The organism is Ottowia sp. SB7-C50 (assembly GCF_033110285.1).
Taxonomy (GTDB): Bacteria; Pseudomonadota; Gammaproteobacteria; order Burkholderiales; family Burkholderiaceae_C; genus Ottowia.
In genome coordinates this window covers 3063162-3086610 of record NZ_CP136995.1, presented here as the reverse complement: position 1 = coordinate 3086610, position 23449 = coordinate 3063162, and the positions used below count along the sequence as shown (strand labels likewise).

Genomic DNA, 23449 nt, shown 5'->3' with positions numbered 1-23449 from the left:
ATGACGACGCCGCAGAACCGTCACGTGCTGGTGCTGGGCCTGGGCCTGTCGGGCCTGGCCATGGCGCGCTGGTGCGCGGGGCAGGGTGCGCGCGTCACCGTGGCCGACACGCGCGAGGCGCCGCCGCAACTGGCCGCGCTGCGCGAGCAGGTGCCGCAGGCCCAGTTCGTGCACGGCCCGATGGGCGCCGCGATGGTCGACGACGCCAGCCTGTGCGCCGTGTACCGCAGCCCGGGTCTCGCGCCCGTCGTCATTGCCGGTGTGGTGGACGCGGCGCGCGCGCGCGGCCTGCCGGTGCGCGGCGAACTCGACCTGTTCACCCAGGCGCTATTGAATTTGCAGCAACATGACGGCTATCAGCCTGCGGTGCTGGCCATTACGGGCACCAACGGCAAGACCACGGTGACCGCGCTCACCGGCCAACTGGTGCAGCGCGCCGGTCGGTCGGTGGTGGTGGCCGGCAACATCGGCCCGTCGCTGCTCGACACGCTGCAGGTGCGCCTGCACTACCAGGACCTGCCCGACGTGTGGGTGCTGGAGCTGTCCAGCTTCCAGCTCGAGGCGTCCGAGGGCTTCGAGCCCGACGCCGCCACCGTGCTCAACCTGACGCAGGATCACCTGGACTGGCATGGCGACATGCAGGCCTACGCAGCGGCCAAGGCGCGCGTGTTCGGGCGCCACGGCGCGATGGTGCTGAACCGCAACGACGCCCACGTGATGGCGATGCGGCCGGGCGAGCCGGCCAAGGGCGCGAAAGGCCCCAAACCTGCGCCGCGCGCGGTCGTGACCTTCGGCACCGACATGCCGTCCGCGCCCGGCGACTTCGGGCTCGAAACCGTCGGCGGCATGGCCTGGCTGGTGCGCGCGCAGGAGGCCGATGAAACCCAGCGCCGCCGCAAGGACGCCGAGGAAGAGCTGCACATCCAGCGCCTGATGCCGGCCGACGCGCTGCGCATCCGTGGCCGCCACAACGCCGCCAACGCGCTGGCCGCGCTGGCGCTGGCCACGCGCATCGGCTGCGCGCTGGGCCCGATGCTGTACGGCCTGCGCGAATACCGCGGCGAGCCGCACCGCGTCGAATCGATCGGCCTGCTGGACGGCGTCGAGTACTTCGACGACAGCAAGGGCACCAACGTGGGCGCCACCGTGGCCGCGCTGGAAGGCCTGGGCGCGGACCGCAAACTGGTCGTCATTCTGGGCGGCGACGGCAAGGGTCAGGACTTTTCGCCGCTGGCGGCGCCGGTGTCGCGCTTTGTGCGCGCGGCGGTGCTGATTGGCCGCGACGCGCCGCAGGTGCGCGTCGCGCTTGAAGGCACGGGCGTGCCGCTGCTCGACGCCACCGACATGCCCGACGCCGTGGCGCAGGCGCGCGGCCGCGCCCACGCGGGCGATGCCGTGCTGTTGTCGCCCGCCTGCGCCAGCCTGGACATGTACAAGAACTACAGCGAACGCGCCGCGGCCTTCCACGCGGCCGTGCGCGAGCTGGCCCTGGCGGCCGGCACCGACCTGGAGGTGCTGGCATGAACGCCGCCGCCGACACCCTGCCCGACGCCGCACCCGCCAAGAAGCCGCGCCGCGTGCGCCAGCGCAAGCAGGCCGCGGTGAACGACCTGCCGGTGCGCATCGGCGGCATGGAATACGCGCGCACGGCCAGCACGCCGACGCGCGTGCTGGGGTTCGACCAGTCGCTGATCTGGGTCTGCGTGGCGCTGCTGGCCTGGGGCCTGGTGATGGTCTATTCGGCCAGCATCGCGCTGCCCGACAACCCGCGTTTTGCGCGCTACTCGCCCAACTATTTCTTCTTCCGCCACGGCATGTGGATCGTGCTGTCCTTCGTGGCGGCGCTGATCGCCTTCCAGGTGCGCATGGACTGGTGGGAAAAGGCCGCGCCGTGGCTGTTCGTGACGTCGCTGGCGCTGCTGATTGCGGTGCTGATTCCGCACGTGGGCACGGTGGTCAACGGCGCGCGCCGCTGGATCGGTTTCGGCCCCATCAACTTCCAGCCGTCCGAACTGGCCAAGATCGCCGTGCTGCTGTATGCCAGCGACTACATGGTGCGCAAGATGGAGGTGAAGGAACGCTTCTTCCGCGCCGTGCTGCCGATGGGCGTGGCGGTGGGCGTGGTCGGCTCGCTGCTGCTGGCGCAGCCTGACATGGGCGCCTTCATGGTGATCGCCGTCATCGCCATGGGCATCCTGTTCCTGGGTGGCGTCAACGCGCGCATGTTCTTTCTCATCGCCCTGGTGCTGGTGGTGGCCTTCGCGATCATCATCTGGGCGTCGCCCTGGCGGCGCGAGCGCATCTTTGCCTACCTCGACCCGTGGAGCGAGGAGCACGCGCTGGGCAAGGGCTATCAGCTGTCGCACGCGCTGATCGCCATCGGCCGCGGCGAGATCTTCGGCGTCGGCCTGGGCGGCAGCATCGAAAAGCTGCACTGGCTGCCCGAAGCGCACACCGACTTCCTGCTGGCCGTGATCGGCGAGGAATTCGGCCTGATCGGCCTGCTGTGCGTGATCTTCCTCTTTATGTGGCTGACGCGCCGCATCATGCACATCGGGCGCCAGGCGATTGCGCTGGATCGGGTGTTCTCTGGCCTGGTGGCGCAGGGCATCGGCCTGTGGCTGGGCTTCCAGGCCTTCATCAACATCGGCGTCAACCTGGGCGCGCTGCCCACCAAGGGGCTGACGCTGCCCTTCATGAGCTACGGCGGCTCGGCCATCATGGCCAACATGGTGGCGATTGCCATCGTGCTGCGGGTGGACGTGGAAAACCGCAGACTCATGCACGGAGGCCGGGCATGAGTCTGCGGTTTCGCCAAAACCGACGACGCGCGCAGCGCGTCATGCCGCCTAAGGCGGCATGGCTCATGCACGGAGGCCAGCCATGAGCGGCAAGTGCGCACTGGTCATGGCCGGCGGCACGGGCGGCCACATCTTCCCCGGCCTGGCCGTGGCCGACGCCTTGCGCGAGCGTGGCTGGCGCGTGCACTGGCTCGGCGCGCCGGGCAGCATGGAATCGCAACTGGTGCCGCCGCGCGGTCATGCGTTCGAGGCGGTCGAATTCGGCGGTGTGCGCGGCAAGGGCCTGACCACGCTGGCGCTGCTGCCGCTGCGGCTGCTGAAGGCGTTCGGCCAAAGCATCGGCGTGATTCGCCGCGTGCGGCCCGATGTGCTGGTGGCCTTTGGCGGTTACATCACTTTTCCGGGTGGCCTGATGGGCGTGGCGCTGAACAAGCCGCTGGTGCTGCATGAGCAGAACTCCATCGCCGGCCTGGCCAACAAGGTGCTGTCGGGCGTGGCCGACCGCGTGCTGACGGCGTTCCCGGGCGTGCTGCCCAAGGCGCGCAAGGTCGAATGGGTGGGCAACCCGCTGCGCGCGGCCTTCACGCAATACCCCGAGCCGGCAGCGCGTTTTGCCGGACGCAGCGGGCCGCTGAAAGTGCTGGTGGTGGGCGGCAGCCTGGGCGCGCAGGCGCTGAACGACGTGGTGCCCAAGGCGCTGGCGCTGATCGCGCCCGGCCAGCGGCCGCATGTCATGCACCAGAGCGGGGCCAGGCAGATCGACGCGCTGCGCGCCAACTACCAGGCGGCCGGTGTGCAGGCCGAGCTGGTGCCCTTCATCGACGACATGGCGCGCGCCTATGCCGACGCCGACTTGGTCATCTGCCGCGCCGGCGCCACCACGGTGACCGAGATTGCGGCCATCGGCGCGGCGGCGCTGTTCGTGCCCTTCCCGCACGCGGTGGACGACCACCAGACCACCAACGCCCGCTTCCTGGTCGACCAGGGCGCCGGCTGGCTCATCCAGCAGCGCGACCTGACGCCCGAGGGCTTGGCCGAATTGCTACAAAATACAGAGCGACCTGCGCTTGTCCAGCGGGCGCAGAAAGCCAAAAGCATGCAAAAAATCCATGCCGTCGAGGCGGTCGTGTCCGCCTGCGAGGAGCTCGTGGCATGAAGCACGCCATCCAGCACATCCATTTCGTCGGCATCGGCGGCGCGGGCATGAGCGGCATCGCCGAAGTGCTGCACAACCTGGGCTACGTCATCTCCGGCTCGGACCTGGCCGACGGCGCCGCGCTGCGCCGCCTGACCAGCCTGGGCATTCGCACCTACGTCGGCCACGCGGCCGCCCATGTCGATGGCGCCGATGCCGTGGTGACGTCCACCGCGGTGGGCGCCGACAACCCCGAGGTGCTGATCGCGCGCGAACGGCGCATCCCCGTGGTGCCGCGCGCCATGATGCTGGCCGAGCTGATGCGCCTGAAGCAGGGCATCGCCATCGCCGGCACGCACGGCAAGACGACGACGACTAGCCTGGTCGCCAGCCTGCTGGCCGAGGCGGGGCTGGACCCGACCTTCGTCATCGGCGGCCGGCTGAACAGCGCCGGCGCCAACGCGCGCCTGGGCTCGGGCGAGTACATCGTGGTCGAGGCCGACGAATCCGACGCCTCTTTCCTCAACCTGCTGCCCGTGATGGCGGTCGTCACCAACATCGACGCCGACCACATGGAGACCTACGGCCACGACTTCGGTCGCCTCAAGCAGGCCTTCGTCGACTTCCTGCACCGCATGCCGTTCTACGGCACGGCCATCCTGTGTCTTGAAAGCCCGGCGGTGCGCGAGATCGCCGGCACGCTGGCCTGCCCGGTCACCAGCTACGGCTTTGCCGAAGATGCGCAGGTGCGCGCCGTCGACGTGCGCGCCGCGGACGGCCAGATGCACTTCACCGTGCAGCGCCGCAACGGCGTCACGCTGCCCGACCTGCCCATCGTGCTGAACCTGCCGGGCGAACACAACGTGCTGAACGCGCTGTCGGTCATCGCGGTGGCGGTCGAACTGAACATCCCCGACGCCGTGGTGCAGAAGGCGCTGGCCGAATTCAAGGGCGTGGGCCGGCGCTTCCAGCGCTATGGCGACGTGCCGGCGGCGGGCGGCGGCAGCTTCACGGTGATCGACGACTACGGCCACCACCCGGTCGAGATGGCTGCCACGCTGGCGGCGGCGCGCGGGGCGTTCCCGGGCCGCCGGCTGGTGCTCGTGTTCCAGCCGCACCGCTACACCCGCACGCGCGACTGCTTCGAGGATTTCGTCAAGGTCATCGGCAGCGCCGACCACGTGGTGTTGACCGAGGTCTACGCCGCGGGCGAGGAGCCGATCATCGCGGCGGACGGCCGTTCGCTGGCGCGCGCGCTGCGCGTGGCCGGCCGCGTCGAGCCGGTATTCGTCGAGCACGTGGCCGATGTGCCGGCCCTGATTGCCGAGCAGGCGCGGGCGGGCGACGTGGTCATGTGCATGGGCGCGGGCTCGATTGGTGGTATTCCCGCGAAAATCGTTGAAACGCTACAAAAAACTGAGCATAATCCGGGATGAACTAAAACGACCATGCAGCAACAAGACGTTCGATTCGGAAAAGTGGCCGTCCTGATGGGGGGAAAGTCGGGGGAGCGAGAGGTTTCGCTGATGTCCGGCCAGGGCGTGCTGACGGCGCTGCGCGCGCGCGGCGTCGACGCCCACGCCTTCGATCCGGCCACGCAACCGATGGACGAGCTTAAGCGCCAGGGCTTCGATCGCTGCTTCATCGCGCTGCACGGCCGCTATGGCGAAGACGGCACCGTGCAGGGCGCGCTCGAACTGCTGGGCATTCCGTACACCGGCGCCGGCGTCATGGCATCCAGCATGGCCATCGACAAGGTGATGACCAAGCGCGTGTGGCTGGCCGAAGGCCTGCCGACGCCGCGCTACGTGCTGCTGCACCGGGGCGACTTCACGCGCGAGCAGGTGCGCGCCATTCCCGACGAACTGGGCCTGCCGCTCATCGTCAAGCCGGTGCGCGAAGGCTCGTCCCTGGGCGTGACCAAGGTCACCGGCTATTCCGAGATGCAGCAGGCCGTGGACGCCGCCGCCGCGCTGGACGCCGACATCCTGTGCGAACAGTTCATCGCCGGCGACGAAGTGACCTGCCCGGTGATGGGCGAGGGCGCCGACGCGCACGCGCTGCCGGTGATCCACATCGTGGCGCCCGAGGGCAACTACGACTTCCAGAACAAGTACTACACCGACGTCACCGAATACCGCGTGCCGTGCGACCTGCCGCCGGGCGAAGAAGCGGCCATCCAGGCGCTGGTGCTCAAGGCCTACCGCGTGCTGGGCTGCCGTGGCTGGGGTCGGCTCGACGTGATGATTGACGCGGCCACGCGCCAGCCCTACCTGCTCGAGATCAACACCTCGCCCGGCATGACCAGCCATTCGCTGGTGCCCATGGCCGCCAAGGCCGCCGGCACCGACTACGAAACGCTGTGCCTGCAACTGCTGGCGGGCGCGTCGCTCGACTACGCCCCGGCCCCGGAGGCGCACGCATGAACCACGCGCTGCCGGTGCCGGTTGACGTCAGGCTGATGAACGCGACGACTTCGCTGCTCGTCGCCGGCCTGGCGCTGGCCTGCGTGGTGGCGGGGCTGTGGTGGGCCTTGCGCAACCCGGCCTTCGCCATCCGGCAGATCGTGGTGGCGGGCGACACGGCGCACAACAGCGCCGCCAGCCTGCGCGCGGTGGTTGCGCCGCGCCTGACGGGCAACTTCTTCACGCTCGACCTGCCGGCCGCGCAGGCGGCCTTCCAGTCGGCGCCGTGGGTGCGCAAGGCGGTGGTGCAGCGCGAATTTCCGGGCCAGCTGAACGTCACTCTGGAAGAGCACGTCGCCGTGGCGCAGTGGGGCGAGGGCGACCACCTGGTCAACAGCTTTGGCGAAGTCTTCGACGCCGACGGCGGCGACGTGGCCGAGCGCGGCCTGCCCGACCTGTCCGGCCCCGAAGGCCAGGCCGCCCATGTGCTGGAAACCTACCAGCTGCTCAACCCGCTGCTGGCGCCGCTGGACCGTCGGCTGGTCGACCTGTCGTTGCAGGCGCGTGGCAACTGGCGCGCCGAACTGGACAACGGCGCCGTGATTGAGCTGGGCCACGGCACGTCGCAGGAGCTGGCGGCACGGCTGAAGCAGTTCGTCGCCACGGTGAAGGAAGTGGCTGCGCGCCACCAGCGCGGCGTGGACGCCGTCGAGGCGGCCGACCTGCGCCACACGGGCGGCTACGCGCTGCGCCTGCGCGGGGTCACCACGGTGCGGGCCGATGCGCAGGGCGCCACCGCTGATACAAAAAATAGAGCAAGATAAGACCACATGGCTAAAGAGTACAAGGATCTGATCGTCGGCCTCGACATCGGCACCGCCAAGATCATGGTGGTGGTGGGTGAGGTGCTGGCCGGTGGCGACCTCAAGCTCGCGGGCCTGGGTGTGGCGCCCAGCAACGGCCTGAAGCGCGGCGTGGTGGTCAACATCGACGCCACGGTGGCCAGCATCCAGCAGGCGCTGAAAGAAGCCGAGCTGATGGCCGACTGCAAGATCGGCCGCGTCTACACCGGCATCACCGGCAGCCACATCCGCGGCATCAATTCCAGCGGCATGGTGGCGGTGAAGGACAAGGAAGTCACGCCGGCCGACGTCGCCCGCGTGGTCGAGACCGCCAAGGCGATCAACATCTCCAGCGACCAGCGCCTGCTGCTGGTCGAGCCGCAGGAATTCGTCATCGACGGCCAGGACGTGAAAGAGCCGGTCGGCATGAGCGGCATGCGGCTGGAAGCCAAGGTGCACATCGTCACCGGCGCCCAGAGCGCGGCCGAGAACATCATCAAGTGCGTGCGCCGCTGCGGGCTGGACGTGGACCAGCTCATGCTCAACCCGCTGGCCTCGGCCCAGGCCGTGCTGACCGACGACGAGCGCGAACTGGGCGTGGCCTGCGTCGACATCGGCGCTGGCACCACCGACGTCGCCATCTTCACCGGCGGCTCGATCCGGCACACGGCGGTCATCCCGATCGCGGGCGACCTGATCACCAGCGACATCGCCATGGCCTTGCGCACGCCCACCATGGACGCCGAGGACATCAAGGTCGCCAGCGGCTGCGCCAAGCAGCTGCTGGCCGACGCCGACACGCAGGTCGAAGTGCCCGGCCTGGGCGACCGCACGCCACGCATGCTGAGCCGCCAGGCGCTGGCCGGCGTGGTCGAGCCGCGCGTCGAAGAGATCTTCTCGCTGGTGCAGCAGGTCATCCGCGACTCGGGCTTCGAGGAAGTGCTGTCGTCCGGCGTGGTGCTGACCGGCGGCAGCGCCGTCATGCCGGGCATGGTCGAGCTGGGCGAGGACATCTTCCTCAAGCCCGTACGCCGCGGCGTGCCCAAGTATTCGCGCGCGCTGTCCGACATGGTGGCGCAGCCGCGTGCGGCTACCGTGATGGGCCTGATGGAAGAAGCGCGCGAGGCACGCCTGCGCGGCTTCAAGGTGGCGCAGAAGACCGGGGGCGTGAAGAGCGCGTTCGGGCGGTTCAAGGACTTTATCGTGGGGAACTTTTGACGTGACCCCCCTGAGTCGCTTCGCGCCTTCCCCCCTGAAGGGGGGACAACGCCAGTGGCCGGGCCAAGCCCGTTCCACGGCGTTTCGCGGGTGGCTTGCTCCGCAGCCTTTGGACGGGCCGGCTTCGCGGCCCGAGGGGTCGATGAAAAATTTTTGGCAGAGCACGGGGCCACCGGCCTGGGCCCGTTCGGGAAGTGCATCAGTGCATCAGGTCGGCGACAACAACAGCAATTTCAATTTCTTTCCATTCACGGCAACTGCAGGCAGCAAAGGAGTGACACCATGAGCATCGAGATGATTGAGACGGACGGATTCCACGCGGGCACCCAGATCAAGGTGATCGGCGTTGGCGGCGGCGGCAGCAATGCGGTCGACCACATGATCTCGCGCCAGGTGAACGGTGTCGAATTCGTGTGCGCCAACACCGACGCGCAGGCGCTCAGCCGCACGCTGGCCGGCACCAGCATCCAGCTGGGCAACAGCGGGCCTGGGCGCGGGCAGCAAGCCCGACAAGGGCCGCGAGGCCGCCGAGGCCGCGTCCGACGACATCCGCCAGGCCATCCGCGGTGCGCACATGCTGTTCATCACCGCCGGCATGGGCGGCGGCACCGGCACCGGCGCGGCACCCGTCATCGCGCGCATCGCCAAGGACATGGGCATCCTCACCGTCGCTGTGGTCACCAAGCCGTTCGACTGGGAAGGCGGCCGCCGCATGACCAACGCCGAAGCCGGCCTGGCCGAGCTCGAAGCCAACGTCGATTCGCTGGTGGTGGTGCTCAACGAGAAGCTGCTCGAAGTGCTGGGCGATGACATCACCCAGGAAGAAGCCTTCGCGCAGGCCAACGACGTGCTGAAGAACGCCGTCGGCGGCATTGCCGAAATCATCAACAACTACGGCAACGTCAACGTCGACTTCGAAGACGTGCGCACCGTGATGGGCGAGCCGGGCAAGGCCATGATGGGCACGGCCACCGCCAGCGGCCCCGACCGCGCCCGCATCGCCGCCGAGCAGGCCGTGGCCTGCCCGCTGCTGGAAGGCATCGACCTGTCGGGCGCCAAGGGCGTGCTGGTGCTGGTCACCGCGTCCAAGGGCTCGCTCAAGCTGAACGAGTCGAAGGAAGCGATGAACACCATCCGCGCCTACGCCTCGCCCGAAGCGCACGTCATCTACGGCGCCGCCTACGACGATTCGCTGGGTGACGAGATCCGCGTCACCGTGCTGGCCACCGGCCTGTCGCGCCAGGGCGCACGCCGCCAGCCCATCACCGTCGTGCAGGGCGGCCTGCGCACTGGCACCGACAACGTACCGTTCCACGTGCCGACGATGAACCAGGCGGTCGGTGTCGCTCCCGGCGCCACCAGCTACGACCAGACCATCGTGCCGCGCGTGTGGACCAGCCCGCGCGCCGACCGCACGCACGCCGCCGCGCGCGTGGACGCGCTGGCATCGGGTGGCATGGACGACTTTGAGATTCCGGCGTTCCTGCGCAAGCAGGCGGACTAGACGCCCACCCCGAAGCGCGCTACGCGCGCCTCCCCTCAAGGGGCGCGCCCAGCGGGCGGCAAAGCCTTTCACGGCGTCATGGGCTCGCCCCCAGGCTCCACGCGCTTCGCGTTGTTTCGCCGCCCCCCCGTTCGGGGGCGCTCCCAGCGGCCGGGCCAAGCCCTTCCGCGGGAGCCCTCGCGATGGCGGTGCGCGATTTGATGTGTCGCGCTACTAGATTAATAGCTGTTCGCGTTGTATCTATCGGCGCTCTGGCCGTATTTGGTCGCAGAGCAGGTTGTCGTGAGGCGATCTAAAATATGGGCATGCTTGCGCAACGCACCCTGAAGTCCCTCACGCGCGCCGTCGGCGTGGGTCTGCACAGCGGCGACCGGGTGGAGCTGACGCTGCGGCCCGCCCCGCCCGACACCGGCATCGTGTTCCGGCGCGTCGACCTGCCCGAGCCGGTCGACATTCCCGTCAATGCGCTGGCGGTGACGGACACGCGGCTGGCGTCCACGCTGTCGTCGGGCGGTGCCCGCGTGCGCACCGTCGAACACCTCATGTCGGCGTGCGCCGGCCTGGGCCTGGACAACCTGTACATCGACATCACCGCCGAGGAAGTGCCCATCCTCGACGGCTCGGCCTCGTCCTTCGTCTACCTGCTGCAAAGCGCGGGCATCGAGCTGCAGAAGGCGCCCAAGAAATTCCTGCGCGTCAAGCGTTCCGTCGAAGTCCGCGAAGGCGAGGGCGACCAGCTGAAGTGGGCGCGGCTCGACCCGCACCACGGTTTCACGCTCAGCTTCGAAATCGACTTCCAGCACCAGGTGGTCGACGCCACGGGCCAGCGCGTCGAATTCGACATGGGCTCGGGCCGCTACAGCCGCGACATCGCCCGCGCGCGCACCTTCGCCTTCAGCAAGGACCTGGACATGATGCGCGCCAACGGCCTGGCGCTCGGCGGCGGGCTCGACAACGCCATCGTCATGGACGACCGGCGCGTGCTCAACGCCGACGGCCTGCGCTACGCCGAAGAATTTGCCAAGCACAAGATGCTGGACGCCATCGGCGACCTGTACTGCGTCGGCTGGCCCATGCTGGCGGCGTACAGCGCTTTCCGGTCTGGCCACGCGCTCAACAACAAGCTGCTGCGCGCGCTGCTGGCGCAGGACGACGCGTACGACATCGTCAGCTTCGAGGACGAGCGCAAGGCACCCGCCGGCTTCGCGCAACTGTCGCGCGCCTGGTAGCCGACGCGCCGTGGCGGGCGTGCAATTGCTTCAAAAACTATAGCTGACGGCGCTCTTCCGGCAAGCGCTGGCGGCATGTTTGGTTCGCAAACCTGCGCGTCCGGCGGGCACGCACCCGGACGCATCGCGCGCCTCAGCGGCGCCGGTACATGCTGGCCGTCGTTCGCCCCGCGCCGGCGGCTTGCAGCAGCGCCACCGCGCGCCCCGCGTGCGCGTGCGTGATGGCCAGGCCCAGCGCGTCGGCGGCGTCGGGCCGGGGTGCCGCGGGCAGCGACAGCAGGCGCTGCACCATGGCCTGCACCTGCGCTTTGGCCGCCTTGCCATGGCCGGCCACCGCCTGCTTCATCTGCAGCGCGGTGTATTCGGCCACCGCCAGTTCGGACGACACCAGCGCCGTCAGGCAGGCGCCGCGCGCCTGGCCCAGCAGCAGCGTGGCCTGCGGGTTGACGTTGACGAACACGATTTCCACCACCGCCACGTCGGGCTGGTAGCGGCGGCTGACTTCGCGCACGCCGTCAAAAATCAGCTTGAGCCGCGCCGGCAGATCGCCCAGCGCCGCGCTGGCGGTTTCGATCACGCCGCTGGCCACGTAACGCAGCTGCGGACCCTCGGCATCAAGCACGCCGAAGCCCGTGGTGCGCAGGCCGGGATCGATGCCGAGGATTCTCATGCGCTCTATTTTATGTAGCTGGCGGCGCTGGGTGGATCAGCGCAAACGATGGATTGTTCGATCAATCGCTTTGAACGCAAAGGGCGCAAAGGTTTCGCAAAAGGCGCAAAAAAATTCTTTGAAGGTTCTTCTGAGGCTTCTGTGAAACCTTTGCGCCCTTTGCGTTCAAAAAAGGCTGTCATCGGCCGACGCGGGTCCGCACCATCACGGCAGTTCGGCGCTGCGCATGCGCGCCACGATGGTGCTGGTGCGGCTGTTGAGGTAGGCCGAGCGCGGCTGCTTCTCGAAGTAGCGCGGGCGCGGCAGCATGACGGCCAGGCGCGCCGCTTCCCACGCGGTGAGTTGGCCGGCGCCCTTTCTGAAATAGTGCTGCGCCGCGGCTTCGGCGCCGAACACGCCTTCGCCCCATTCGACGTGGTTGAGGTAGATCTCCAGGATGCGGCGCTTGGACAGCAGGTGCTCCAGCGCGTAGGCCAGCACCAGCTCCTGCCCCTTGCGCGGCAGCGTGCGCTCGCCCGACAGCAGCAGGTTCTTGGCCACTTGCTGTGTGATGGTCGAGCCGCCAAAGACGCGCACCGGCCGCGCGGGGCGGTTCTGCGCGGCACGCTGGGCGGCGGCTTCTTCGGCCTTGGCGTTGCGCTGCCAGGCCTTGTCGATGGCTTCCCAGTCGACGCCTTCGTGGTTGACGAAGTCGTCGTCTTCGGCTGCGATGACGGCGCGTTTCAGGTGGTCGGAAATCTGGTCGTAGTCGCGCCACTCCTGCCGCCAGTGCAGGTCGCCCGCCGTGGCCAGCCGCCACGCCTCGGAGCGCTGCACCGTCGTCGAGCGCGGGTCGAGCCACGCCATCAACGCCACGCGGCCGATGAAGAACAGCTGCAGCAGCAGCGTGCCCAGCAGCACCAGCAGCAGCCACTGGCCCAGCCTACGCATGGCGTGGACTCCCGCCGCACGCCGTCATCTCGATCCTTGCACACCGGCCGTCAGCGGGTCGGCCTGCAGCGTGGTTTCCAGCGTCTGTTCGTGCGTGAACTTGAAGCGCGCGGTAACGTCGAACTGGTCCGTGTCCTTGCGCATGGCCGGCGTGAACAGGCCGAACGGCGCGGCGCGGCTGGCGATGACTTCGGCCAGCTTGTCCAGGTTGCGGTTGCCCGAGCTCTGCACCACCCGCGCGTCCAGGATGCGGCCGTCGTGGTTGATGAGCAGCGCCATCAGCAGTTCGCCATACAGCTTGCGCCCGGCCACCTGCGGAAAATTGGCCGTGCCCTCGGCCTCGATGCGCCGGCGCATTTCGTCGTAATAGACGGCGTAGGTGGCGCCCAGCGTGGCGGGGCTCAGAAAGCGCTTGCGCGGGCGCGAATTTTCTTCTTCAACGCGCTTTTCGATGGCGGCCAGCAGGCGCGCCAGTTGCTGGCGGCGTTCTTCCTGCGCCTGCGCCTCGGGGTCTTGCGCCACGCGCTGCGGATCGACCTGCGGCAGCGACGCCAGTTGCTGGCGCACCTGGGCCAGCAGCTGTTCCTGCTGCTCCAGCATGCTGTCGATGCGGCGCTGGTTCTCGTTGACGGGCGAGTCGCCCTGGCTGTCGCGCACGCTGGGTGGCAGCGGGGTGCTGACGATGCGCTTGTCCGCCGCCTCGCCCCCACCGGCCAGGGTGGACTGCGCAATCGCCTGCGCCTTGTCGGGCTTGGCGTCGGATTCGGCGTTGACCAGGATGACGTCGAGCGTGGTCTGCTCGAACACGCGGCGAAAGCCTTCCGGGTCGACAAAGCGCACCGTGATCAGCACCGCGTGCAGCAGCGCCGAAAGCCCCAGCGCCCACTGCAGCGTGGTCAGCGTGCGGAGCGACGGTAGGCGCAGGGCGTGCGGCATCACGGGGACGGATTATCGGCGCTGTCGCCCCCGGTTTCGCTCACGTCCACGGCGATGGCGATGGGCCCGGCGGCGGCCTCGTCGTCGTCGTCTTCGGGCGTGTCGGCGGCGGTCGCGCCGGGCGCATCGGCGTCCAGCACGTCAATCACGCTGCCGCCCACGTCCAGCGCGATGTCGTCGATGTCGCCCAGCTTCACGCGCACGCGGGTGCCGCGCGGCAGGCCCTGCGCACCCATCACGGTGAAGACCAGCGGCAGCTCGTCGGCGCGCGCCAGCCAGGCGCCGCCGGCCTGTTCCTTGATCAGGCTGGCCGTCAGTTCGCGGATGGCGTGCTGGCGCAGGTATTGCAGCGTCCAGAAGCGTTCCATGCTGCCCTGGTGCGCGTTGTAGGCGCTGTAGGCGGCGTCGAAGGCGCTGATGACGGCGAACAATTGCGCGTCCTTGGGCTTGAACGGCGCGGCCAGCGCGGCGGTGCGGCCATGGCGCGCGGCGGCGATCAGCTGCCACTGGTTCACCAGGTCGACGTAGCGGCGCAGCGGCGAGGTGCTCCAGGCGTAGCTCGGCACGCCAATGCCGGCGTGCGGCAGCGCCTTGGCGCCCATGCGCACCTTCACGCCCGGCAGCAGGCTGGCCTGGCTGCGGTAAATGGCGGGCACGCCCAGCCCCTTGAGCCATTCGCCCCAGGTGCTGTTGGCCAGGATCATCAGCTCCGACACGATCAGGTCCAGCGGCGCGCCGCGCGCCCGGGTGGTGATGGCCACGGGCTCGGCACCTGTCGGCACGCCGCCGTCATGGCCGACCAGCTTGAAGCTGTAGTCGGGCCGGTTGAAGGTCTCGGGCTTGCCGCGCACCTGCTCGCGCCGGCCCTTCAGGTGCTGGGCCAGTCGGTATAAAAATGATAGCTGCTCGCGCGCAATGGGCAAGCGCTGGGGCTCGATTTCATCGGTGCCGCCGCCCTGCAGCCAGCCGGCGGTGATGAGGTGGTCCAGCTGGTCGTGCCGCAGGTTGGCGGCGATCGGCACGCGCTCCAGGCGCGTTTCGGTGGCGCGGATGTCCAGCGTGGCCTCGTCCAGCGTCACGTACAGCGACACCGCCGGCACGGGGCGGCCTTCGCTCAGCGTGTAGGCGTCCACCACCTCGTCGGGCAGCATGGTGATCTTGTAGCCCGGCATGTACACGGTGGACAGGCGCGCGCGCGCCACTTCGTCCAGCGCGTCGCCCGGCTGCACCGCCAGCCCCGGCGCCGCGATGTGGATGCCCAGCGTGACGGTGCCGCTGCCCAGCCCCTGCAGCGACAGCGCGTCGTCGATTTCGGTGGTGGACGAATCGTCGATCGAGAACGCCTGCACGTCGGCCAGCGGCAGCTCGTCGGTGATGGCCGGCGCCGACAGCGGCGCAAAGCCCGTGCCTTTGGGAAAGTTCTCGAACAGGAAGCGCTGCCAGTGAAACTGGTAGGCCGATTCGATGGCGCCGGCGCGCTGCAGCAGCGCCAGCGGCGCCGTCTGCGTGGCGCGGCTGGCTTCGACCACGGCCTTGTATTCGGGCGCGTTCTTGTCGGGCCGGAATAGGATGCGGTAGAGCTGGTCGCGGATCGGCTGCGGCGTGGTGCCCGCGGCCAGCTCGGCCGCCCAGGCGTCGATCTGCGCGGCGATCTGCTTTTTCTTCTCGATGGCGGCCAGCGCCTGCGCCACGATGTCGGCCGGCGCCTTGCGGAAGCGCCCCTTGCCGGCGCGGCGGAAGTAATGCGGCGCGTCGTACAGCGCCAGCAGCATGGCGGCCTGGTGGGCCACGTCGGGCGTGCCGCCAAAGTAGTCGGTCGCCAGCTCGGCAAAGCCGAACTCGGCCTCGGGCGCGAATTCCCAGGCCAGCGGCAGTTCCACGTCGGCGGCCAGTTGCTGCGCCCGCGCCAGCAGTTCGGCCGGTGCGGGCTTGTCGAAGCGGATCAACTGGTTGGCCGACTTGACCTTGACGCGCTTGCCGGAGTCCAGCTCCACCTGCGCCGAGGCCTCGGCCTCAGAAAGAATGCGGCCGGCCAGGAATTTGCCGGCTTCGTCGAAGAGTACATGCATGGAACGGGGATTCTCCCATTCCCTGGCCCGCCGGCGCGCCCGGCCTGCGCGGCGGCACGGCCTGGGCCGCGCGGCGGCGGTGCAGCAGCGCCATGCCGGCGCGGCTGGCCGTCAGGTGGTGGCCAGGTCCAGAAAGGCCAGCATGGCGTCGATGTGCTGGTCGAAGTCGCTCAGCGCGTGGTCGCTGCCTTCCAGCAGGCGGATGTCCGCGCCGGGGTAGCGCGCGGTCATTTCGCGCCAGTCCAGCAGCTCGTCGCCCTTGGCGATGACGGCGAAATAGCGCTCGGGCCGCGTGATGGGGCCGGGTTGCAGCGCGCGCAGCTCGTCGATGTATTCGGGGCGGAAAAGAAGCGCTCGGCCGGGTCGTGCCACGCGGTTTGTTCGCCGATGTGCGCGCTCAGGTCGCGCGCGGGGTCAATGGCGGGGTTGAGCAGCGCCGCGCGGCAGCCCAGCCGCTCAGCCACCGCGGTGGCGTAGAAGCCGCCGAGCGAGGAGCCGACGACGGCCATGCGGTCTGCGGGCCAGCCGGCGATGCCGCGGTCGATCAGCGCCATGGCGTCGCGCGGCGAGGGGGGGCAGTTGCGGGCACCACCAGGTGACGCCCGGGTGGTCGGCGGCCACGCGGGCGGCGGTCATGCGGGCTTTGGTGGATTGGGGGGGAGGAGCGGAAGCCGTGGAGGTAGAGGAGGTTGGTGGTGGGCATTTTTGGGATGGTAGCGGTGGTGGGGTGTAGGCTTGGTGGCGGGGATGCGCTGCTGGCCGGGATGTGCGCCCGGCGGCGCAGTCACTTTCTTTGTCTCGGCAAAGAAAGTAACCAAAGAAAGCCGACCCCACTGGCCGTGTCCCTTCGCTTCGCTGCGGGCAACCTGCGATGCTCGGGTGTGGGGCGGCGCTGCGGAACTCGCTTTGCGCCTGCGGCGCTGCGCTCAGACAGCCGCAGCGAGTCAGAGCACGAAGCGCATGCTTCGCTGCGCCCGCCCCACGCCCTGCGCGTCTCGGCACGGCCAGAGGGGAGGGGAAGTCCAAACGGGCCATCGCTTCGCTCGGCCTACGAGGGGAATGCCTGGGGAGTAGGGCGGGCACTGGTGCCCGCCCTACCGCCACAGCTTCGCTCGGCCCCGGAGTCGCATTGCTGCAAGCGGTACAACGCTGCGCAGCGGGCTTTGCCGGGCGCTGGCCGTCCCGGGCGGTACGGACCGCGGAGATAATTCGGCATGGCGATTGTTTTCGAGAAACCCTCGCTGTGGCAGCGCATCTGGCCGCTGCTGCGGGGGTTTGACCTGCTGCTGCTGGCCGCGGTGCTGGTGCTGGCGGGCATGGGGCTGACGGCGATGTATTCGTCGGGGTTTGACCACGGCACGCGCTTTGCCGACCATGGCCGCAACATGCTGATTGCGGCGGGCATCCTGTTCGTGGTGGCGCAGATTCCGCCGCAGCGGCTGATGAGCCTGGCGGTGCCGCTGTACACGGTGGGGGTGACGTTGCTGGTCGCGGTGGCGCTGTTCGGCATCACCAAGAAGGGCGCCACGCGCTGGATCAACGTGGGTGTGGTGATTCAGCCCAGCGAACTGCTCAAGATCGCCATGCCGCTGATGCTGGCCTGGTGGTTTCACCGGCGCGAGGGGCAGACTCGGCCGATCGACTTCCTGGTCGCTTTCGCGCTGCTGGCGGTGCCGGTGGGGCTGATCATGAAGCAGCCCGACCTGGGTACCGCGCTGCTGGTCATGGCGGCCGGGCTGGCCGTGATCTTCTTCGCCGGGCTGCCGTGGAAGCTGGTGCTGCCGCCGGTGGTGGTGGGGCTGGTGGCGGTGGTGCTGATCGTCATGTACGAGCCCACGCTGTGCGCCGACGACATGGACTGGCGCGTGCTGCACGAATACCAGCGCCAGCGCATTTGCACGCTGCTGGACCCGACGCGCGACCCGCTGGGCAAGGGCTTTCACATCCTGCAGGGCATGATCGCCATCGGCTCGGGCGGGTTGTGGGGCAAGGGCTTCATGCAAGGCACGCAGACGCACCTGGAATTCATTCCCGAGCGCACCACCGACTTCATCTTTGCCGCGTTTTCCGAGGAATTCGGCCTGGCGGGCAACCTGGCGCTGATCGTGGGCTTCGTGTTCCTGATCTTCCGCGGCCTGATGATCGCGGCCGACGCGCCGACGCTGTTCGCCCGCCTGCTGGCGGCGGCGCTGACCACCATCTTCTTCACCTACGCCTTCGTCAACATGGGCATGGTCAGCGGCATCCTGCCGGTGGTGGGCGTGCCGCTGCCCTTCATCAGCTACGGCGGCACGGCCATGGTCACGCTGGGGCTGGCGCTGGGCATGCTGATGTCGATCGCCAAGTCCAAGCGGACGCTGATGCAAAGCTGACCTTTGCGCCACACCGCTGTGCGCAATTGCACATCCTGGCGGGCCAAGATTGAAATCCGGCGTGCGAAAGGCCACAATGCGCGCCAGCCAAGCGTGTTTGGCGCTCTCACTTTTGAAGGAGATGTTTCATGGCAGGCAAGTTCGAACTGAAAAAGTCCAAGAACGACAAGTTCTATTTCTCGCTGCTGGCGGGCAACGGTCAGACCATCCTGAGCAGCGAGATGTACGAAGCCAAGGCCAGCGCGGTCAACGGCATCGAATCCGTCAAGAAGAACGCGGCCGACGCCGGCCGTTTTGACCGCCTGGACGGCAAGGACGGCTCGCCCTATTTCACGCTGAAGGCCGGCAACGGCCAGGTCATCGGCCAGAGCCAGATGTACAGCAGCGCTGCCTCGCGCGATGCGGGCATCGAGTCGGTGATGGCCAACGCCCCCGGCGCCGCGGTGGACGACCAGACCGCTTGATCCGGTCGGCCTTTGCCGCCCAGCCGCCTGCGGGCGGCTTTTTCATGCGCGCCTGCCGGCGGCTTTTTCGTGCACGCCCGCCCGCGCCGCCGTCCGACACACGGCGTTGACACGGCGGCCCTACCATGGAGGGGCTTTGCGCCGCTGCCCCATGACACACCTTCTGCCTCGACCCCTGACGCCGTGCCTGCCCTGGCTGCGCGCGTGGCTGGCCGTGCTGGTGCTGGTGTGGCTGGGCGGCTGCGCGGGGCTGCCAGAGCACGTGGAGCGCCCCGAATCGCGGTCGCTGGCCGACGTGGCGGGCACGCCGCTGGGCCAGCTGGCGGCGGCGCGCCGCCCGTCGGCCGTGGCGGCGGATGTGTCGGGCTACGCGCTGGTTGATTCGCCCAACATGGCGTATTCGAGCCGCCTGGCGCTGACGCAGCAGGCCCGCCGCACGCTCGATATCCAGTACTACGCCATCCACGCCGACGCCAGCACGCGGGAGCTGCTGCGCGAAGTGCGCGCCGCCGCTGCCCGGGGGGGTGCGCGTGCGCATCCTGCTGGACGACTTCAATTCCACCGGCCGCAACGCGCTGGTGATGCGCATGGCCTTCCTGCCCAACGTCGAGATGCGCATGTACAACCCGCTGCCCGGCGGGCGCGGCTCGACGGTGCTGCGCGCGGTGCGGTCGTTGCACGACTTCCGGCGCATCCAGCACCGCATGCACAACAAGCTGTACATCGCCGACAACGCCTGGGGCATTACCGGCGGGCGCAACCTGGGCGACGCCTACTTCGGCACCGCCGAAGGCAGCAACTTCGTCGACATGGACGTGCTGGCCGCCGGCCCGGTGGTGCGGCAGATGTCCGCCAGCTTCGACCAGTACTGGAACAACCCGCTGGCCTATCCGGTGCAGTCGCTCATCTCGGCCGAGGAACTGCAGGTGCTGCGCGAACAGATGCTGCACCCCGCCACGGCCGCCAATGGCGCCGACGCGGGCAACGCGCCGCACCCTGAGGCCGCCGGTGCCACGGCGCCTGCGGTCGAACCCCCGCCCGCGCTGCCCGACCCGCTGGACCTGGCCGCGCTGCGCCTGATCTGGGCGCCAGGCACCTTCATCGTCGACAAGCCGTTCAAGCTGGTGCCCGAACTGAACGACACCTTCACCGAGGACACGGTGGTCGACGGCATGCTGTCGCTGATGCGCGATGCCCGGCGCGAAGCGCTTATCGTCTCACCCTATTTCGTGCCCGGCGCCGAGATGATGAAGGTGTTTGCCGACATGGTGCATCGCGGCGTGCGTGTGCGCGTGCTGACCAACTCGCTCGCCTCCAACGACGCGCCGCTGGCGCACGTGGGCTACGCGCGTTACCGCGAACAGCTGATCCGCCTGGGCGTCGAGCTGTACGAGATGCGCGCGCTGCGTACCCAGCACCTGGACCGCACGGTGTTCGGCTCGGGCGGGGGCGGCTCCAAGGCCAGCCTGCATTCCAAGATCTTCATCATCGACGGGCGCATCATCAGCATCGGCTCGATGAACCTCGATCTGCGCTCGCAGCTGCAGAACACCGAGGTGGCGCTGGTCATCCGCAGCGCCACGCTGTCGCGCCTGGCCACCGAGCGCATCGAAGACACCTTCGACGACAGCGCCTGGAAGATGGAGATGACGCCCGAAGGCCGCCTGCTGTGGCGCGCGCCGCCGCAGGCCTTGTTTGAAGACGCGCACGGCGAGCCCGACGCCAGCTGGGCGCTGCGCTTCATCCTCGGCATCCTGGGCCCGCTGGCGCCGGACGAGCTGCTGTAGCGCGGCGGTTGCGGGTCAAACAGGCCGTCAGCGCTTGTCCCTACAGCGCAGACAGCTATCAAAATCAAAGCAGTCGGGCGATCAGGCTGGCCAGTGCGCTGAGCAGCAGCGTGGTGGTGAGCGGAATGAACCATTCGCGCCCGAACAGCCTGAAACGGAAGTCGCCCGGCAGCCGGCCGAAGCCCAGCTTGCCCAGCAGCGGCGACAGCCAGCTGATCAGCATCAGCGCCAGGAAGATGACGAGGATCCAGCGGATCATGGCTACAGCCGGTGGCTTCTGTCGCCCGACGCAAACCCGCGCGCGGGCGGGTGGCCCGGCGTGGCCAGGCCGATCACCTTGAACAGCTCGCCCATCTCGTGCTCGGCCAGCAGCTTCATGGCGTTGGCGCGCGCGGGCAGGTCGGCCGCGGCCATCAGGTCGGCGATGCCGCAGTTGAGCAGAAAGCGCCCCTGGCTGGTGTAGCCCAGCACGTCCAGCCCGGCGTCCTGCCCGGCCAGCGCCACGCCGGTGAAGTCGACGTGCGCGGTGATGTCCTTGTCGCCCACGTCGGCCAGCGGGTCGTCGTCCACGCGGTGTGCGCGGTGGCACACCAGCGTGCCGGTGGTGCGTTGCGGGTGCCAGTACTCGGCTTCGGGAAAGCCGTAGTCGATGAAGTACGCCGCCCCGGCGCCGCCCCGCGCCAGCGCCTCGGCCACCGTGGCGACGAAGGCGCGCGCCTGGGGGTGAATTTCGGTCACGTAGTCGTGCGCACCGTCCACCTCGACGGGCGGGCGCAAGTCGGTCGGCCGGTCTTGCCAGGCGAAGGCAATTGCTCCTGAATCAATAGCTGCATGCGCTGTACTGTCAAGCGCAGGGGCTTGATTTGGCTGCAGAACCACGCCGCGCTCATGCCACACGCCGCCGCGCCGCGCCAGCAGCTTGACCGGCATGGCGTCCAGCACCTCGTTGCCCACCACCACGCCGCGCAGCCGCTCGGGCAGCGCGTCGGCCCAGGCCACGCACGTGCCCCGCGCCGCCAGCCGCTGCTGCTGCCGCGCCCGCAGCGCGCCCGACACGTCGACGATGGTGTAGCGCGCCAAAGGCTGCCCCAGCGCATCCAGCGCCTCGATCAGCCCCGCCGCCAGCGCGCCCGAGCCGGCGCCAAATTCCCACACCTCGCGCGTGCCCGTCGCCGCCAGGCTCTCGGCCACCTGCACCGCCAGCGCGCGCGCGAACAGCGGCGACAGCTCCGGCGCCGTCACGAAGTCGCTGCCGCTGCCCGGCATCAGTCCGAACTTGCGCGAGCCGTGCGCGTAGTAACCCAGACCCGGCGCGTACAGGGCCAGGTGCATGAAGCGGTCGAAAGGCAGCCAGCCGCGCGCTGCATCCATGGCGCGGGCCACGTGCGCCGACAAGTTGGGGCGCACGTCCACATCGGTGGGTGAAAAAGCCGTCACCGGCGCATTGTCGTTGAATGCGCAGGGGCGCTGGCACCGCCTCGGCTGCGCAATCGTCAGGTTTTCGCGGCGCTCCGTCCGTGACTTTTTTGGCACCAAATAAATACCAAGTGCGCCATAAGGCCTCAAAGGGTGGATACAGGTAAGAAATTGTCTTACATTCCATTTCGAATTTTGGCGCTGCCATCAAAAGACCTCACTATCAGGGACAACGCATGACCAATCGAGTCGAGACGGGGGCCGCGTTGCGCAAACATGCGTGGCGCATGGTGGCGGCAATGGTGTTGACTTGGGCAGGGCTGGGCAACGCCGTAGCCCAGCCCGACCCGGGGCCTGCGTTGCAGATTGTCAGGTTCAGCGGCAATACGCAAAACACCAGCGGCCCCAGTGGCGGCTCGGGTTCGACCGTCGCCTGCATGAATCTGGGCAGCCAGGTGGTTGCGAATGTGTCGTGCTCTCCCCAGTTCCAGATGCTGGCCAGTGACGGATCGATCGTTGCTCGCGCGCCCGACTCGGTGGGTAGCTGCCGCGTCGGCAGGGGCACTGGCTACGCCACCAATTCGACAGTGGTGACGGCGCCGTTCACCTTGCAACCTGTGGGGCAGGACGGCGACAGCGTGATCTGCAGCGCGTTCAGCCAATTTGGCGGACAGCAAGGCGGCGCCGACTACCCCTTCACCGACGCCCGCTACCACTGGACCATGGGCAACGCGAATGTCTCCGCCACATTCGACAGCAGTTGGGTGCCCATCTATGACGCGATCAGCGACGTCATCACGCATACCGTCGGTACCTCCAAGTCCTACGACCTGATGGCGAACGACCAGGCCGGCCGTGCCAGCCCGCCCGGCCCTTTGGACCCGGCGAACCCCATGGCCTGGCGCGGCGGCCAGATTTGTGTGTGGGGCCCCATGGCCACGGGGTACGCAACCGACCAGACCGACCCGACCCAATTGACCTTTCATTCGAGCGTCTTCACCGGTGAGGTGCAACTCACCACCGACCCGAACAGCACCGACCGTCCCAACAGGCCTTACGCCGCCACGTTGCCGCTGGGCGTGGTCTTCAACCGCAACGGCATGATGACCGTTCCCGCCACGTTGCCTCCGGGCAACTACGACCTGTTCTATCACTTCGTGCCCAATCAATGGAACAAAAAGCCCTTTCCCACGGGCTATGCGGATGACGGAACGTTCGACATGGCTGGCTGCGAAAGCAAAGGTGACTACGCGCTGGTCAAGCTGCGCGTGGTGGCGCCCGTGCCGGTGCAGGTGCCCACACTCGAGTTTGGCGCGCTGGTCGCGTTGGGCGCGTTGGTTGGTGCGGCTGGACTCCGGCAGAGGCGGCGGCACTTTGCCGAGCGGCCTTTCCCGCAGCGGGATTAAACGTGGACGACCAAACGGAAGAGCTGGTGCACTTGACTGGCGACGAAAGCACAGCAGATCCGGCGAGCATTCAAGTTGATGTAAGGGAGTGTGTCATGGGTTATTGCGTTCGATCACGCACCTTCAGCAAGCGCTGGGTGGGCAAAGTATGGGCGGCGTTCGCCTTGAGTCTTGGTGTCGCGGGCGCGGCGCTCGCGCAAACGGCACCCGCTGTGGATGTGAAGGTGCGGTGGGTGAGCGGTCTGCCGCAGCCTTACGGGCCTTC

Annotated in this window: 18 protein-coding genes and 2 pseudogenes; 13 read left to right on the top strand and 7 right to left on the bottom strand. The window is 68.5% G+C overall.

Annotated elements, in window-relative coordinates; genetic code table 11:
• The 9 genes and pseudogenes from murD (at position 1) to lpxC (ending at position 11134) form a co-directional block, all read left to right on the top strand.
• A complete protein-coding gene (gene murD, locus R0D99_RS14730; RefSeq protein ID WP_317748909.1) occupies positions 1–1524 on the top strand; it encodes a UDP-N-acetylmuramoyl-L-alanine--D-glutamate ligase in 1524 nt (507 codons plus the stop codon).
• Positions 1521–2801: a putative lipid II flippase FtsW gene (gene ftsW / locus R0D99_RS14725; RefSeq protein ID WP_317748908.1), complete on the top strand. Its 1281-nt coding sequence runs from the start codon at positions 1521–1523 to the stop codon at positions 2799–2801. Before murD ends, ftsW begins: the two co-directional genes overlap by 4 nt.
• 82 nt (positions 2802–2883) lie before the next feature.
• Positions 2884–3957: an undecaprenyldiphospho-muramoylpentapeptide beta-N-acetylglucosaminyltransferase gene (murG, locus tag R0D99_RS14720; RefSeq protein WP_317748907.1), complete on the top strand. Its 1074-nt coding sequence runs from the start codon at positions 2884–2886 to the stop codon at positions 3955–3957.
• Entirely contained in the window at positions 3954–5372 is a 1419-nt protein-coding gene (murC, locus tag R0D99_RS14715) for a UDP-N-acetylmuramate--L-alanine ligase (protein ID WP_317748906.1), read from the top strand. Before murG ends, murC begins: the two co-directional genes overlap by 4 nt.
• 12 nt (positions 5373–5384) lie before the next feature.
• A complete protein-coding gene (locus tag R0D99_RS14710; RefSeq protein ID WP_317748905.1) occupies positions 5385–6362 on the top strand; it encodes a D-alanine--D-alanine ligase in 978 nt (325 codons plus the stop codon).
• Positions 6359–7165: a cell division protein FtsQ/DivIB gene (locus tag R0D99_RS14705; protein WP_317748904.1), complete on the top strand. Its 807-nt coding sequence runs from the start codon at positions 6359–6361 to the stop codon at positions 7163–7165. Before R0D99_RS14710 ends, R0D99_RS14705 begins: the two co-directional genes overlap by 4 nt.
• 6 nt (positions 7166–7171) lie before the next feature.
• Complete coding sequence (gene ftsA, locus R0D99_RS14700) at positions 7172–8401, top strand: cell division protein FtsA (protein WP_317748903.1); 1230 nt, start codon at positions 7172–7174, stop codon at positions 8399–8401.
• A 282-nt stretch (positions 8402–8683) separates the two neighbouring features.
• Positions 8684–9905: pseudogene (gene ftsZ / locus R0D99_RS14695) on the top strand (cell division protein FtsZ).
• Between the two features lie 305 nt (positions 9906–10210).
• The gene (gene lpxC, locus R0D99_RS14690) at positions 10211–11134 is read left to right on the top strand and encodes a UDP-3-O-acyl-N-acetylglucosamine deacetylase (RefSeq protein WP_317748902.1); all 924 of its coding nucleotides are present in this window, start codon (positions 10211–10213) and stop codon (positions 11132–11134) included.
• A 133-nt stretch (positions 11135–11267) separates the two neighbouring features.
• Here the strand turns inward: lpxC and ruvC are convergent, their stop codons facing one another.
• The 5 genes and pseudogenes from ruvC to R0D99_RS14665 form a co-directional block, all read right to left on the bottom strand.
• Positions 11268–11804 carry a crossover junction endodeoxyribonuclease RuvC gene (ruvC, locus tag R0D99_RS14685; RefSeq protein WP_317748901.1) on the bottom strand — a complete coding sequence of 179 codons (537 nt, stop codon included), beginning with the start codon at positions 11802–11804 and terminating at the stop codon, positions 11268–11270.
• Positions 11805–12008: 204 nt separating this feature from the next.
• Entirely contained in the window at positions 12009–12734 is a 726-nt protein-coding gene (gene mtgA, locus R0D99_RS14680) for a monofunctional biosynthetic peptidoglycan transglycosylase (protein WP_317748900.1), read from the bottom strand.
• Positions 12735–12758: 24 nt separating this feature from the next.
• Positions 12759–13658 carry a TonB family protein gene (locus R0D99_RS14675; protein ID WP_317751129.1) on the bottom strand — a complete coding sequence of 300 codons (900 nt, stop codon included), beginning with the start codon at positions 13656–13658 and terminating at the stop codon, positions 12759–12761.
• A gap of 11 nt (positions 13659–13669) precedes the next feature.
• The gene (locus tag R0D99_RS14670; RefSeq protein ID WP_317748899.1) at positions 13670–15739 is read right to left on the bottom strand and encodes a ribonuclease catalytic domain-containing protein; all 2070 of its coding nucleotides are present in this window, start codon (positions 15737–15739) and stop codon (positions 13670–13672) included.
• A 111-nt stretch (positions 15740–15850) separates the two neighbouring features.
• Positions 15851–16442: pseudogene (locus R0D99_RS14665) on the bottom strand (YqiA/YcfP family alpha/beta fold hydrolase).
• Positions 16443–16953: 511 nt separating this feature from the next.
• Here R0D99_RS14665 and rodA point away from each other — a divergent pair.
• The 3 genes from rodA to R0D99_RS14650 all read left to right on the top strand — a co-directional run bounded on the left by rodA (position 16954) and on the right by R0D99_RS14650 (position 20362).
• Positions 16954–18111: a rod shape-determining protein RodA gene (rodA, locus tag R0D99_RS14660; RefSeq protein ID WP_317748898.1), complete on the top strand. Its 1158-nt coding sequence runs from the start codon at positions 16954–16956 to the stop codon at positions 18109–18111.
• A 128-nt stretch (positions 18112–18239) separates the two neighbouring features.
• Positions 18240–18575, top strand: a complete 336-nt coding sequence (locus R0D99_RS14655; RefSeq protein WP_317748897.1) for a YegP family protein — start codon at positions 18240–18242, stop codon at positions 18573–18575.
• 530 nt (positions 18576–19105) lie between these two features.
• On the top strand, positions 19106–20362 hold the full coding sequence (locus tag R0D99_RS14650) for a phospholipase D family protein (protein WP_317748896.1): 1257 nt from the start codon (positions 19106–19108) through the stop codon (positions 20360–20362).
• Positions 20363–20426: 64 nt separating this feature from the next.
• Here the strand turns inward: R0D99_RS14650 and R0D99_RS14645 are convergent, their stop codons facing one another.
• Both R0D99_RS14645 and R0D99_RS14640 read right to left on the bottom strand, forming a co-directional pair.
• Positions 20427–20621: a DUF2905 family protein gene (locus R0D99_RS14645; protein WP_317748895.1), complete on the bottom strand. Its 195-nt coding sequence runs from the start codon at positions 20619–20621 to the stop codon at positions 20427–20429.
• A gap of 2 nt (positions 20622–20623) precedes the next feature.
• Positions 20624–21733: a class I SAM-dependent methyltransferase gene (locus R0D99_RS14640; protein ID WP_317751128.1), complete on the bottom strand. Its 1110-nt coding sequence runs from the start codon at positions 21731–21733 to the stop codon at positions 20624–20626.
• A 281-nt stretch (positions 21734–22014) separates the two neighbouring features.
• Between R0D99_RS14640 and R0D99_RS14635 the strand changes: the two genes are divergently transcribed.
• Positions 22015–23184, top strand: a complete 1170-nt coding sequence (locus R0D99_RS14635) for an IPTL-CTERM sorting domain-containing protein (RefSeq protein WP_317748894.1) — start codon at positions 22015–22017, stop codon at positions 23182–23184.
• Positions 23185–23449: the final 265 nt, after the last annotated feature.